The organism is Devosia sp. Soil_C_22 (assembly GCF_057657195.1).
In genome coordinates, this window is sequence record NZ_JBDGIY010000001.1 from 2,487,871 (window position 1) to 2,501,204 (window position 13,334).

Consider the following 13,334-nt stretch of genomic DNA (forward strand, 5'->3'; position numbering starts at 1 on the left):
GTCAGCGGCCTTTCGCCGTGATCCGCGGATCGATCAGCGGATAGATGAGGTCGAGGATGAACATGGCGATGGCGATCGATACCGAGAGCAGCAGCACGATGCCCTGGATGACGAAATAGTCCTTGGACTGGATCGCCTGGTACAGCCGGAAGCCGAGCCCTGGATAGGAGAAGATCACCTCGACCAGGATAGCGCCCGAAACGATGTGGCCGAGCGTCAGCGCCAGCTTGGTCAGTTGCGGCAGCAGTGCGTTGCGCATGCCGTAGCGGTTGAGGATGCGGCCCGGCTTGTTGCCCTTGGCCTCGGCGAGCGTGATGTAGTCCTCGCCTAATACGCTCACCAGCATGCCGCGCATGCCGATGGCCCAGGCGCCGATCTCGGCGATGATGATCGACAGCGCCGGCAACGTCCCGTGCCAGATCACGCCGCGCATGGTCTCGAGGTTGAACCCCGCATTGATGCCGAATGGCATGCCGCCGCCCGCCGGAAACCACCGGACCACGATGGCGAAAAGATAGAGCAGGATCATGCCGATCAGGAAATACGGCACGGACGAGAGCAGCACGACGCCCGACCCGAACCCGCGCAGCCAGCGCGGCGTCCGCGGCCAGCCCATCAAGCCGCCGAGCAGCGTGCCGACCGTGAAGCTCACCGCCGTCGCCAACCCGAGCAATCCCAGCGTCCACGGCAGGCTGTTGGCGATGGCAGCGTCCACCCGCTCGGGATAGTTGGTGAGCGAATAGCCGAGGTCGAGGCTGAACAGCGACTGCCAGTACGCCAGGTACTGATTCCAGATCGGTTGATCGAGTCCGAACCGCTGCTGGTAAGCCTCCACCATGGCGCTGATATCGCCCGAGCCGCCGCCGGAGGCGAGCAGCTGGCTGAGCTGCGCCTGGATCGGGTCGCCCGGCATCATCCGCGGCAGCGCGAAGTTGATCGACACCGCGAGAAACACGACCAGCAGCATGATGCCCAGCCGTCGCGCGACGTAACCTGCATACATCGGGGTCGTCTCCTAAACGGCCATCGCCTCGATGGCCGCCGCGCTGAGCCCGAGCCCGAAGCCCGGCTCGCCGTTCGGCACGAGCTGTCCGTTCACCGGCACCGCCATGCCGGGGAACACCCGGCTCTCCTCGAGCGGCACGCCCGGGCCGGAGCCGACGAAATACTCGCCCCAGCGCACGCCCGGCTGGCTGAAGCTGAAATGCTGGCCGTAGGGGTTGTTCATGCCCGCATGCAGCATCACCTCGATGCCGGCGCTTTCGGCGATATGGGCGATGCGCTGGCAGGCCGTGAACCCGCCGACCCAGCAGATATCGGGCTGGAAGATATCGGCGACCTGGCGCTTTGCCGCATGCGCGAAGGGCAGCGGCGAATACCAATGCTCGCCGGTCGCCAGCGTATGCCAGGGCAACCGCTGGCGCAGCAGCTCGTGCGCATCGAGGTTGTCGGGGTTGAGGCAGTCCTCGATCCACTTGAGCTTGTAGGGCCGCAGCGCCTCGGCCTGCCGCACCGCGAACTCGACGTCGAAGGCGAGCCAGCAATCGAGCATGAGCTCGACATCGTCGCCGATGAGTTCGCGGTTCTTGGCCACGAATTCGGCATTCTTCTTGATGGCGTCGAGCCCGTCGAACGTGCCGTAGGGACAGGCGAGCTTGGTCGCCTTGAACCCCAGCTCCATGTGCCAGTCGGTATCGTTGCCGGTGGCGTAGACGAACTGGCTCTCCCGCGCCGGCCCGCCGGCCAGCTCGTAGACGGGTGTCTTCAGGATCTTGCCCTTGAGGTCCCACATGGCCAAGTCGACGGCGCTCACCGCGTACGAGGTGATGCCGGTCGAGCCGTACGGCATCGACATGCGCATCATCATGTCCCACACGCGGTCGGTGGCCATGGCGTTCTCGCCCACCAACAGCGGCGCGAAATGGTCGTTGATCAGGCTGATCACCGGCTGCCCGTAGCGCGTCGTGCCGAACCCGGTGGTGCCGTCGTCGGCGGTGATCAGCACGCCCACCGGGCCATCGAAGCGCCAGCTCGAGCGCAGGCGCTTGAAGCGCGAATAGCCCGACATCGGCCCGGCCACCTCGGCATCCTTGGTCCAGGGCGCGCGCCGCGGCTTGGTCTTGGGCTGGTTGCCCTCGTTATAGAGTGCGCCGACCATCTCGTTGCGAATGGCGAACGCGCGGATTTCCTTGATCTTGACCATCGAGCTTCGTGCGACCTGAAAGAGAATGGATGGACCGGAGGCGGCGCGGCCGCCCCCGGAAACAGTCGGCTTACTGCGTCGGCTGCAGGCTCTGCACCACGCGGGCAAAGCCTTCCCACGGGATAAACGACGCCATGTAGGGGTTGGTGGCCGAGGGCCAGCCCGTCCAGTAGGTGGTGTTGTAGACCAGCGTCTGCGTCTCCTCGACCAGCGAGATCTCCGGCAGGTCGCGCGCGAAGATGGCCGTCGCCTGCTTCACCAGCTCGACATACTCGGCGTTCTCCGGCGAAGGCTGCATCTGCTCGAGCTTGTCGAGGATGCCGTCGAGCTCCGGATTGCCGTAGCGGGTCACGGCGCGCAGGTTCTTTGAGGCTTCACCGGCCGGCGCCACGTATTTCGAGTGGAAATGCTCGAGCGTCTGCCAGGGGTCATAGAGGCTGCCGCAATGCGGGCCCATGGTCATCTGGAAATTGCCGGCCGCCATCGAGTCGTTGAGCGCCGTGCCCTGCTGCACGTTGAGCAGCGCATCGAAGCCGGCCGACTGCAGCTGCTGGCTCAGCACCGGACCCGACGGATCGCCCTGCGCCACCTGCAGCTCGATCTGCAGCGGCGAGCCATCCGCGTTGGCCCACTTGCCGTCGCCGCCCTTGGTGAAGCCGGCTTCGGCCATGTACTGGGCCACCAGTTCGGGACTGTGCGCGTCGAGATCGGCAACGCCCGCCACATCCTTGAGCTGGTCGACATAGGCGAGCATGCCCGGATAGGACGAGAACGGCACCGTGGCGCGCATCATCGAGCCTTCATAGGCGAGGTTCACCACCTGGTCGCGATCGAGCGCGGCGTTGATCGCGTGCCGCAGCGCCGGATTGTCGAAGGGCGCAACCTGCGTGTTGAAGCGGATCGCGTAGGTGCAGCCATCCGGCCCGCCCCACACCGGGCCCTGCTCGTTCCACGCCACCAGCGCCGGGTTCTGTGCCCGGATCGCCTCGAACTGGCCCGCCTGGATGGAGCGGCCCATGTCGATCTGGTTGGTGGCGAACAGCTGCGGCATGGCTTCCGCCGTCGCCGGCACGTAGACCACGCGCTGCACCTGCGGCATCGCGGTGACGAGGCCGGCGTCGAGCGCCCACCAGCTGTCGCGCAGGTCGTAGAACAGCGAGTTCGCGTCGGATTTCACCAGCTTGTAAGGCCCGGTGCCGACCGGCCAGCCCTTGGCGATGTCGAAATTCGCGAAGGTCTTGGGGTCCTGGCCGCCCCAGATATGCTTGGGCACGGTCACGAAGCGGGTCGACTGGCCGGTGGCGAGGAAATCCTGCACCCAGCGCGGCCCCGGCTTCTTCAGCTTGACCACGACCGTCAGCGGATCGGTCACCGTCGCGGAGTCCACCCATTCGGCGATCTGCGAGGAGAACAGCAGCTCCGGCGCCGCCCCCTTCAGCATGTCGAAGGTGAAGGCCACGTCATCGGCCGTGAACGCCTCGCCGTCCGACCACTTCACGCCGTCACGCAGCTTGATCGTCACTTCGGTGAAGTCGTCGTTGTAGCTGTAGCTTTCGGCCTGCCAGCCGGTGGTCTCGTTGGTGTTGTGGTTGGTGTAGAACAGCACCTCGTTGACCGTGTAGTGCAGGCTGTTGCGCTGATGCAGCAGCACGCCGGCATACGGGTTGAAATTGTCGATCGAGGGCACCTGGTTGTAGAAGTCCCAGCCCTGGCTGATCAGAGTGCGGTTGCGCGGCACCTCGGGCACCGATTGCGCCCAGGAAAGCCCGGTCGTCGCCAGCAGCGCGGCGAGCGAAGCACCCAGCAAGGTCGTCGATAGTCTGCTCATCAAGTCCTCCCTTGATCGCGCCCTCTGTGGGCGCAGTACGTTCTGGCGTGAGCTCGCGGCCTCACGCCGTCAGATGAAACACATGCTCGATCGGCACCCGCACCGGCCGCTCGCTCTCCATCTCGAGGACGTCGGCCATGTAGGCCCGCCACTTGAGGAACACCGGGTCCTCCGGCGTGGGCGGGTCAGCCGGCCGGCTGCGGATCTGGTGGCCGAATACCTGCCGCCCCGCCTCGTCGAGAAAGATGTCGTAGTGGACGATGCCGGTGGCTTTCAGCGCAGCCGCCATCTCAGGCCAAATCTCGGCATGGCGCCGGCGATACTCCTCGGTGCGGCCCTCGCGGACCTTCAGCACGAAGGCGGTGACATGGAACTGACTCCAATCCATCTCAGATCCTCCTCTCTGATCGGTATGGACAGCGCTGTCCATACATCTCGCTCAAAGCCTCGCCCAGCTGCAATGACTGTTGCGAAGCACTTCTCGCTCGACTAGAGAAACATTCTGGACAGCATGGATAGCGCTGTCCAATCGAGGGCTGCGTAGCACCATGGATGAGAAGGCGTCAAGCGGCCCTGCCGCCAGCCCACCAAAAGTCGCACTCTCGCCCGTGCGCCTGCAGGAGGTCGCTGCGGCGGCGGGCGTCTCCACGATCACCGTCTCGCGCTGCATCAGCAACCCCGGACGGGTGTCGAAGAAGACCCTCGAGCACGTGCTAAAGGTCGCCGCCGAGCTCGGCTACATTCCCAACCGCCTCGCCTCCAGCCTGGCCTCGGCCAAGTCCATGGTGGTCGGCATCGTCGTGCCCACCATCGCCAACCCCATCCACGGCGTCATCATGCAGGGCGTCGCCGACCTGCTCGAACCGGCGGGCTACCAGATCCTGCTCGGCAACTCGCATTTCTCGAAACTCAACGAGATGGCGCTCGTCCGCACCTTCCTCGGCCACCGCGTCGACGGCATCATCCTCACCGGCAAGGACCACGCGCCCGAATGCATCGACATGCTGGCGCGCTCCGGCACACCGGTGGTCGAAATGTTCGACTACACGCCCAACCCGATCGACGTCAGCGTCGGCTCCTCCAACTTCGATGCCGGCGCCTCGCTGGCCCAGTACATGATCGCCCGCGACCGCAGGCACTTCGCCTTCGTGGGCCACACCGGCCTCGACGACAGCCGCATGATGGCCCGTCTCGATGGCCTGCGCCACACCTGCGAGGAAGCCGGCATCGCCCCGCCGCTCCACTACGAGGTCACCAGCAACCCCGGCACCCCGACGGGCGGCGAGGTCATCGGCGCCATCCTGCGTGAGGCGCCGCAGATCGACGCCGTGCTGTTCGCCGGCCACCTCGTCGCCGTCAGCGCCATCCAGTATGCCATCGATCTCGGCATCGACGTGCCCGGCCGCGTGGCCATCGCCGGCTTCGGCGACACCCCGATGGCACAGTGGATCAAGCCTTCGCTGACCACGGTCCGCTTCCCCAATCGCGAGACCGGCGTCGAGGCTGGCCGCATGATGCTCGAGCGGCTGGCCGGCCGGCCGCTGGCCACGCGGGCCGTCCGCCTCGGCTTCGAAATCCTCAGCCGCGAAAGCGCCTGAGGCCGCATTCACGACGGCACCGGGTTTATTGCCATCGCTGCGGAACTCGCTGAACCCCAACGCGTTTTCAGCTTCGCACACGCTGACTATTCCCCGGCGCGCCCAACGGCGCGACCGGGGACGTTTTGTGGGAGACTATTCGATGAGCGTCCAGATTGCTTCGGTGCATGGCTGGGAAATCCACTACCGCGAGGATGGCGGCTTCGGCGTCTATGACAGCCACGGCCTGGTCGCCGGCCCCTTCGGCACCAGGGAGGCCGCGATCAACGCCGCCCGGCTGCTGCCGGCCCACCGCACCACGGCCAGCGCCGCCGAGCCCATTCGGCAGTCCGCGTAATTTTTCGCGACGCATTGTCGATCCGTGGGAATGCCGCTCGTCGTGTCGATGAACGGCCCCTGTGACTGGCGGCCGGCAACAAGGAAAACGACATGCGCAAGATCACTGCAGGCCTCTTCCACTCCGTCGACGGCGTCGTCGAGGCGCCCGACCAGTGGCAGTTCGATGCCTTCGACAACGAACTCGGCCAGCTCCTGACCGAAGTCATGGGCAAGGTCGATACGGTCATCCTCGGCCGCGTCGGCTATCAGGATTGGGCCGGCTACTGGCCGACCGCCAGTGCTGATGGAGACTTCGCCGATTTCATCAACGGCGTGCCCAAGCACGTCGCCTCGCGCACCCTCAAGCCGTCCGACCTCACCTGGCAGAACTCGACCCTGATCGAGGGCGACCTGCTCGACTACGTCCGCCGGCTGAAAGCGCAGGACGGCGGCGAGATCGCGGTGATGGGCGGCATCGACGTCGCGCGCCAGCTCTTCTTTGCCGGTCTGCTCGAGGAACTGACGCTCATCACCCACCCGGTCGTTGCCGGCAAGGGCAAGCATATGTTCGAGCCCACCGATCCGGTCAGCCGGCTAAAGCTCCTGCGCTCGACCGTCACCCCCCAGGGCAACGTCGTCGTCACCTACGGCCTGAAGCCCGAGTAGCACCCGGAGGTGGCCACCACCATCACCGGCTCATTCCTACCACCATAGGGTCATTCTCGCGAAAGCAGGAATCTCGGTTTGGCGGAACGTGCCGCAAAACGAAGATCCCCGCTTTCGCGGGGATGACTCCGTGCATGATTGCTTCGAATGCGCTCTGACGCGCGACCGAACTCAGCCAGCCGCCGTATACGCCGTCTTCACCTGGGTGAAGAACTCCTTGGCATAGGCGCCCTGCTCCTTGGGGCCATAGCTCGAGCCCTTGCGCCCGCCAAACGGCACGTGGAAATCGACGCCGGCGGTCGGCACGTTCACCATCACCATGCCGGCCTCGGCATTGCGCTTGAAGTGCGTCGCATACTTTAGCGAGGTAGTCACGATACCCGCCGACAGGCCGAACTCGGTGTCGTTCGAAACTGCCAGCGCTTCCTCGTAATCCTTCACGCGGATCACTGCCGCCACCGGCCCGAAGATCTCCTCGCGCGCGATGCGCATCTGGTTGTTCACTTCGGTGAACAGCGCCGGCTGCAGGAAGAAGCCCGGGTTGTCGCGCTGCACCAGGTCGCCGCCGACGACGAGCTTGGCGCCCTCGTTCTTGCCGATCTCGATATAGTCGGTGTCCTGCTTGAGCTGGCCGGCATCGACCACCGGACCGATCTCGGTATCCTTGGCGATGGCATCGCCGACGCGCAGGTTGCGGATGCGCTCCGTCAGCGCCGCAACGAACTTGTCGTGGATGCCTTCGGTGACGATCAGGCGCGACGACGCCGTGCAGCGCTGGCCGGTCGAGTAGAACGCGCTCTGCGCCGTCGTCTCCACCGCCACCTTCAGGTCGGCGTCATCGAGCACGATGGTCGGGTTCTTGCCGCCCATTTCGAGCTGGATCTTGCGCATCACCTTGATGCCAGCCTCGGCAACCTTGCGCCCGGTGTTCACCGAACCGGTGAAGGTCATGGCGACGACATCCGGGCTCTCGAGCATGGTCTGCCCCACCACCGAGCCACGACCCATGACGAGATTCAGCACGCCCTTGGGCAGGCCGTTGCGGTTGAGCATCTCGACGATCGCCCAGGTGCAGCCCGGCACGAGGTCGGCCGGCTTGATCACCACGGTGTTGCCGAACGCCAGTGCCGGCGCGATCTTCCAGGCCGGAATGGCGATCGGGAAGTTCCACGGCGTGATGATGCCGACCACGCCCATCGGCTCGCGCGTCATCTCGACGCCGACGCCCGGACGCACCGACGGCACGCTCTCGCCATTGAGGCGCAACGTCTCGCCGGCGAAGAATTCGAAGATCTGCCCAGCACGGGTGACTTCGCCGATGCCCTCGGCCAGCGTCTTGCCCTCTTCGCGGCTCAGCAGCGCGCCGAGCTCGTCCTTGCGCGCGAAAATCTCATGCGCGGTCTTGCTCAGGACGCTCCAGCGTTCCAGCGGCGCCGAGCGCGACCAGGCCGGAAACGCCGCCTTGGCCGCCGCGATGGCGTTCTTGGTGTCCTCGGCCGAGGCGCGCGCATAGACGCCGACCACCTCGTTGGTGTTGGACGGATTGATATTCTCCGCCCCGTCGCCGCCGACCCATTCGCCGTTGATGAGGTTCTTGTGCAGTTCGGTCATCGGGTCGTTCCTTCGTTCAGTGCGCATGGCACAAGTTTCGTCATAACCGCCGGGTCATTCCCGCGAAAGCGGGAATCTCCGTTTGCCGCGTATGCGGCAAGCGCCGCAACAGCGTTCCCGCTTTCGCGAGAATGACTCCGTGAGCTTGCCTACAGCAGCCCGGCCTTCGCCAGATCCCGCAGCAGGTGGCTCGCGCCATAGGTCCATGGCGCCGCCTCGGTCGAGAGCCGAACCGTATTGCTGAGCGTCCCCAGCGATGGCGTCGAGATCGACACCACGTCGCCGGCCTTGTGGGTAAAGCCCTTGCCGGCGCCGCCGCGATCCTTCACCGGCGCGAACATCGTGCCGGTATAGAGCACAAATCCGTCCGGATACTGGTGATGCCGCCCGATCGAGGCCGCAACCAGCGATTCCGGCGAACGCGAGATCTGGCTGAGGTTTGAAACCCCGGTCAGCTCGAACCCGTCCTCGCCGGTCACCGACAGCGCGATATCCGCCGATTTCACCGTCTCGATGGTGAAGCTGCCGTCGAACAACCGGATGAACGGCCCCAGCGAGGCCGACGCATTATTGTCCTTGGCCTTGCCGAGCAGCAGCGCCGAGCGGCCTTCCACGTCGCGCAGGTTCACGTCGTTGCCCAGCGTCGCGCCGACGATTTCGCCGCGCGAGTTCACCACCATCACCAGTTCCGGCTCGGGATTGTTCCACTCCGAGATCGGCAGGATGCCGACATCGGCGCCATACCCCACCGACGCCATTGGCTGGCACTTGGTGAAAATCTCTGCGTCCGGCCCGATGCCCACCTCGAGATACTGGCTCCACACGCCGCGCGCGATCAGGGTCTTCTTGACCTCCATCGCGGCGGGCGAGCCCGGCTCGAGCTGGCTGAGGTCGGTGCCGACCAGCGTCAGGATATCCTTGCGCAGTGCATCGGCTTTGGCCTTGTCGCCACGCGCCTGCTCCTCGATCACCCGCTCGAGAAGCGACACCACGAACGTCACGCCTGCCGCCTTCACCGCCTGCAGGTCGATCGGCGAGAGTAGCGAAGCCTCGCTGGCGTGCGTCTTCGCCGCCCAGGAGTTGGCGAGCAGCTGGTGCACGCTGCCGATCACCTTGCCTTCGGCCGCATGCACGTAGCCGGCGGGATCTTCCATCTCGGAGATGTCACGCGAGGTCGGCGCGGCCTTTGAGGTGATGTCGACCACGTCCTCACCCCGCACGGTGACGACGCGTGGATGCTCGAACCCGGGCACGCGCGCCCGCCCCAGCAGCACGCCTTCGCTCGGTACGATCGGATTGGCCAAGACAGTTCTCCCAATTTTGGACGGCTACCTAACCCGCCACTCGAAAGCCTGTCCAGCAAGCGGCGAGGCACGTTCCTCAAACTTTCGTTCGATCGCGACCCAAGCTTTGCCACGCTGCCGGCGTCTCATCTTCGAAGCGGCGTTCAAACCCCATTCATCTGCGCCGCACTACCACCGCTTTCGGCTGGGCCATATTGCCCGCCTTAGGCCACATTAGGAGAGACGCATGCGTCCGTTTACTGCCGCCCTCATTCCCCTCCTCCTCGCCACCGCCCTGAGCGCTGCCCCGGCCCTTGCCCAGGATAGCGGCACCATCTCGATCAACGGCGTCGGCGAAGTCAGCGCAGCTCCCGACACGGCCTTCATCACTTCGGGCGTCACCACCCAGGGCGCCACCGCCCGCGAAGCGCTCGACGCCAACACCAAGGCGATGGCCGAGCTGATCGCCACCCTCAAGGAATCCGGCATCGAGGCGCGCGACATCCAGACCTCGGGCTTCTCGGTCAACCCGAACTACGTCTATTCCGACGCGCGCGACGCCAACGGCTACCAGCTGCCGCCCAAGATCACCGGCTACCAGGTGTTCAACACCGTCAACGTGCGCGTGCGTGAAATGGCCAAGCTCGGCGGCGTACTCGACAAGGCGGTGACCGTCGGCGCCAACACCATCAACGGCGTCAGCTTCGCCGTTGCCGATCCGAGCGCGCTCTACGACGAAGCCCGCAAGCTCGCCTTCGCCGACGCCCGCCGCAAGGCCGAGCTCTACGCCACCGCCGCCGGCGAGGACCTTGGCGGGCTGCGCAACATCAGCGAATCCCAGAACTTCAACCAGCCGCCGCAGCCCTACATGATGAGGGCAGTCGCCGACTCCGCCGCCGGCGCCGTCCCGGTCGAAGGCGGCGAGCTCAGCTTCCAGATCAACGTCCAGGTCACCTGGGACCTCGACGACTAAGCGGCGAAGCCTCTTGATCCTCCCCTGCGTCGCGGGGGAGGAGGACCAGCAAAGCTGGTGGAGGGGGCGGCCGCAAACACCGTGCTGCCCCTATCCCGCGACCACCTTCCACAGCATGTTCAGCCCCACGAAGGCGAGAAACGCTGCGAACGCCAGTTTCAGCGTCCGCTGCTGCAGCCTGTGCGCGATCGCTGCGCCTAACGGCGCGCACAGCGCCGCCGCGACCCCGATCAGCACCAGCGCCGGCAGGTTGATGTAGCCGAGGCTCAGCGGCGGCCGCCCCTCGGCGCTCCAGCCCGAAATGATGAAGCCGAGCGTCCCCGAAATCGCGATGAACACCCCGATGGCGGCACCCGTCCCCACCGCCCGGTGCATTGTCGCACCGAACGCATGCAGCGTCGGCACGCTCAGCGAGCCACCGCCCACGCCCATCAGCGCCGAGATATAGCCGACCACCGCCGCCGCGATCCGGTGCGTCAGCTTCGAGCCGCCCAGGTGCCCCATCAGCCGCTCCTGGAACGGCAGCAGGATGTTGGCCGCAATGAACAGCGCCATCACCCCGAACACGATGCGCAGCACGTCGCCGGTGAACAGGCCGGCCATCAAACCGCCGATCAGCGTCGCCGCGACGATGAACGGCGCCCACAGCTTCAGCACCTCGCGGTCCACCGCGCCGCGCCGGTCATGCGCCCGCGCGCTCGCGATGCCGGTGGGGATGATGATGGCGAGCGAGGTGCCCACCGCCACGTGCTGCACCACGTCGCTGTCAAAGCCCATGATGGAGAGCGCCGTCGCCAGCGCCGGCACGATGATGGCCCCGCCGCCAATGCCGAGCAGGCCCGCCGCAACGCCCGAGATCACCCCGGTCGCAAGCAGGCCGAGCGCGAACGGCCAGTAGGTAAGGACAAGATCCATGGCAGGCTCCCTTGCCTGCTCATGGCACGAAGCGCAGCCCGCTCCTAGCCCGCTTGCCGCGAACCGGTACGGCGCGAGCTGCGCCTTTCGCTCAATCCCCGCCTGGGATCGCCGTATGGCGGTCATAGGTACCAGGCGTCAGCGGGCCCGTATAGCGCAGGGTCAGCAGCTGCAGGCCCCTGGGGGTGCGCGACTCGGCGACGAACTCGAGCCCCTGCGGCAGGTCGGTATCGGTGAACAGCTTGCGGCCGGCACCGACCACCACCGGGGCAACGACGAGGCGGACCTCGTCGAGCAGCCCCGCCCGGAACATGGACGCGGTGAGCGAGCCGCTGCCGTGTATCTGGATCTCGCGACCGGGCTGCTGCTTGAGCTTCGCCACCTCAGCTTCCACGTCACCCGTCAGCACCGTGCCCGGCGTCCAGAACGGCTCGACGTTGCCGGAGCGGGTAGCGACATATTTCGGCAGGCTGTTGAGCCGCGCCGCATTGTGGTCCGCCGGATTGGTGACCGTCGGCCAGAATGCTCCGAAATCCTGGTAGGTGCGGCGACCGAAGAGGAAAGCATCGGCATTGGCAGTCCATGCCTCCACGGCCTGCTCGAAGCTGGGATCGACGAACGGAACAAGCCAGCCGCCACGGTCGAAGCCACCGCTGCGATCCTCGTCGGGACTGCCGGGCCCCTGATAGACGCCGTCCAGGGAGATGAACTGCTGGGAAACGAGCTTCATGATCGAGCCTTCCAATAGTTAGCTTGAAGGCTTCATATCCCATGACATCACTTAGCTCAATAGCTAAGTTATAAAATGCTCTACTCCCCGATCAGGTGCATCAGCACCTGCCGCCGATGCGGCCGCGTCCGGTGCTCGAACAGGTAGATCCCCTGCCACGTCCCGAACGCCGGCGCTCCATTCACGATCGGCACCCCGATCGAGGTCTGTGTCAGCGCTGCCTTGATATGGGCCGGCATATCGTCCGGACCTTCGGCCGTATGCACCATCCAGCTCGCGCCCTCGGGCACGAGCCGGCGGAAGAACGCGTCGAGGTCGCGCTGCACGTCCGGGTCGGCATTCTCCTGGATCAGCAGCGAGCACGAGGTGTGCCGGCAGTAGAGCGTCAGCAGCCCCGATTCGATTCCCGCCTCACCCACGAAGCGCTCCGCCGCCAGCGTGAACTCGTAGAGCCCTGCCCCGCGCGTCGTCACCTCGATCTGCTGCTGGAACTGGCGCAAAGCCTGGGTGCTCCTATCCGGTTGGTCCCGGAAAGCCGGGCCAGTGTCGCACTGGTGCCACGATTGCCCGATCCTGTCGCCGCTTGCTGGAACCTGTGCTTCGCCGCATGCGTTCGTGGGGTCCAGCGGGGGAATTCGATCCAGAGAAGTCAGCCGACGTTCAGGTTCGGTTCAGCAGCATAGCGTCACTTCTCGAGCAACTGACTCCAAAAACAAGGATAAAACCATGCGCTTACGCAACTGGCTTCTGACCGGCACCAGTCTTGCCGCTCTCGCCATGCTGCCGGGCACCGCCTTTGCGCAGCAGGCCGAGTATCAGGCATTCCTCGATGCCCAGGCATCAGGCGACGCCGATGCGATCGCCAACGCGCAACAGGCCTTTACCGAGGCCTGTATCGTCGCCGGCTATGGCAGCGTGGATGAATGTATCGCTGCCCTGACTGGCGGTGGCCAGCCGGCCGCCGCCGATCCGCAGGCCGACGCAGATGCCGAAGCCGCCGCACAGGCTGAGGCCGAGGCTGCTGCAAAGGCTGAGGCCGAGGCTGCCGCGCAGGCTGAAGCCGAGGCTGCCGCAAAGGCTGAGGCCGAGGCTGCCGCAAAGGCTGATGCCGAGGCCGCCGCACAGGCCGAAGCCGAGGCCGCCGCACAGGCCGAAGCCGAGGCCGCCGCACAGGCCGAAGCCGAGGCCGCCGCACAGGCCGAAGCCGAG

Annotated in this window: 14 protein-coding genes; 5 read left to right on the top strand and 9 right to left on the bottom strand. The window is 65.8% G+C overall.

The window, feature by feature from the left end; translation table 11 throughout:
* Position 1: 1 nt before the first annotated feature.
* The 4 genes from AC3A6I_RS12035 to AC3A6I_RS12050 all read right to left on the bottom strand — a co-directional run bounded on the left by AC3A6I_RS12035 (position 2) and on the right by AC3A6I_RS12050 (position 4,419).
* On the bottom strand, positions 2 to 1,003 hold the full coding sequence (locus tag AC3A6I_RS12035; protein ID WP_487543946.1) for an ABC transporter permease: 1,002 nt from the start codon (positions 1,001 to 1,003) through the stop codon (positions 2 to 4).
* 12 nt (positions 1,004 to 1,015) lie between these two features.
* Positions 1,016 to 2,203 (bottom strand): enolase C-terminal domain-like protein, encoded by a 1,188-nt coding sequence (locus AC3A6I_RS12040; RefSeq protein WP_487543947.1) that lies wholly within the window; start codon positions 2,201 to 2,203, stop codon positions 1,016 to 1,018.
* 70 nt (positions 2,204 to 2,273) lie between these two features.
* Positions 2,274 to 4,031 carry an ABC transporter substrate-binding protein gene (locus AC3A6I_RS12045; protein ID WP_487543948.1) on the bottom strand — a complete coding sequence of 586 codons (1,758 nt, stop codon included), beginning with the start codon at positions 4,029 to 4,031 and terminating at the stop codon, positions 2,274 to 2,276.
* Positions 4,032 to 4,092: 61 nt separating this feature from the next.
* The gene (locus AC3A6I_RS12050) at positions 4,093 to 4,419 is read right to left on the bottom strand and encodes an L-rhamnose mutarotase (RefSeq protein ID WP_487543950.1); all 327 of its coding nucleotides are present in this window, start codon (positions 4,417 to 4,419) and stop codon (positions 4,093 to 4,095) included.
* A 160-nt stretch (positions 4,420 to 4,579) separates the two neighbouring features.
* Here AC3A6I_RS12050 and AC3A6I_RS12055 point away from each other — a divergent pair, with 160 nt between their 5' ends.
* The 3 genes from AC3A6I_RS12055 (at position 4,580) to AC3A6I_RS12065 (ending at position 6,613) form a co-directional block, all read left to right on the top strand.
* The gene (locus AC3A6I_RS12055) at positions 4,580 to 5,629 is read left to right on the top strand and encodes a LacI family DNA-binding transcriptional regulator (RefSeq protein WP_487543951.1); all 1,050 of its coding nucleotides are present in this window, start codon (positions 4,580 to 4,582) and stop codon (positions 5,627 to 5,629) included.
* Between the two features lie 142 nt (positions 5,630 to 5,771).
* On the top strand, positions 5,772 to 5,966 hold the full coding sequence (locus tag AC3A6I_RS12060; RefSeq protein WP_487543953.1) for a hypothetical protein: 195 nt from the start codon (positions 5,772 to 5,774) through the stop codon (positions 5,964 to 5,966).
* Between the two features lie 92 nt (positions 5,967 to 6,058).
* Entirely contained in the window at positions 6,059 to 6,613 is a 555-nt protein-coding gene (locus AC3A6I_RS12065; RefSeq protein WP_487543954.1) for a dihydrofolate reductase family protein, read from the top strand.
* 171 nt (positions 6,614 to 6,784) lie between these two features.
* On the opposite strand, the gene AC3A6I_RS12070 is transcribed toward AC3A6I_RS12065, so the two are convergent.
* Positions 6,785 to 8,224: an aldehyde dehydrogenase family protein gene (locus AC3A6I_RS12070; protein ID WP_487543956.1), complete on the bottom strand. Its 1,440-nt coding sequence runs from the start codon at positions 8,222 to 8,224 to the stop codon at positions 6,785 to 6,787.
* A 149-nt stretch (positions 8,225 to 8,373) separates the two neighbouring features.
* Positions 8,374 to 9,528 (bottom strand): fumarylacetoacetate hydrolase family protein, encoded by a 1,155-nt coding sequence (locus AC3A6I_RS12075; protein ID WP_487543957.1) that lies wholly within the window; start codon positions 9,526 to 9,528, stop codon positions 8,374 to 8,376.
* Between the two features lie 226 nt (positions 9,529 to 9,754).
* Here AC3A6I_RS12075 and AC3A6I_RS12080 point away from each other — a divergent pair, with 226 nt between their 5' ends.
* Entirely contained in the window at positions 9,755 to 10,480 is a 726-nt protein-coding gene (locus tag AC3A6I_RS12080; RefSeq protein WP_487543958.1) for an SIMPL domain-containing protein, read from the top strand.
* Positions 10,481 to 10,570: 90 nt separating this feature from the next.
* Here the strand turns inward: AC3A6I_RS12080 and AC3A6I_RS12085 are convergent, their stop codons facing one another.
* From AC3A6I_RS12085 to AC3A6I_RS12095, 3 genes are all read right to left on the bottom strand, one after another.
* Complete coding sequence (locus AC3A6I_RS12085; protein ID WP_487543959.1) at positions 10,571 to 11,395, bottom strand: sulfite exporter TauE/SafE family protein; 825 nt, start codon at positions 11,393 to 11,395, stop codon at positions 10,571 to 10,573.
* 91 nt (positions 11,396 to 11,486) lie between these two features.
* Entirely contained in the window at positions 11,487 to 12,125 is a 639-nt protein-coding gene (locus AC3A6I_RS12090; protein ID WP_487543960.1) for a dihydrofolate reductase family protein, read from the bottom strand.
* 80 nt (positions 12,126 to 12,205) lie between these two features.
* Positions 12,206 to 12,625: a secondary thiamine-phosphate synthase enzyme YjbQ gene (locus AC3A6I_RS12095; RefSeq protein ID WP_487543961.1), complete on the bottom strand. Its 420-nt coding sequence runs from the start codon at positions 12,623 to 12,625 to the stop codon at positions 12,206 to 12,208.
* A 226-nt stretch (positions 12,626 to 12,851) separates the two neighbouring features.
* Here AC3A6I_RS12095 and AC3A6I_RS12100 point away from each other — a divergent pair.
* Positions 12,852 to 13,334: hypothetical protein (locus tag AC3A6I_RS12100; protein ID WP_487543962.1), on the top strand; the 483-nt coding region annotated here is incomplete at its 3' end.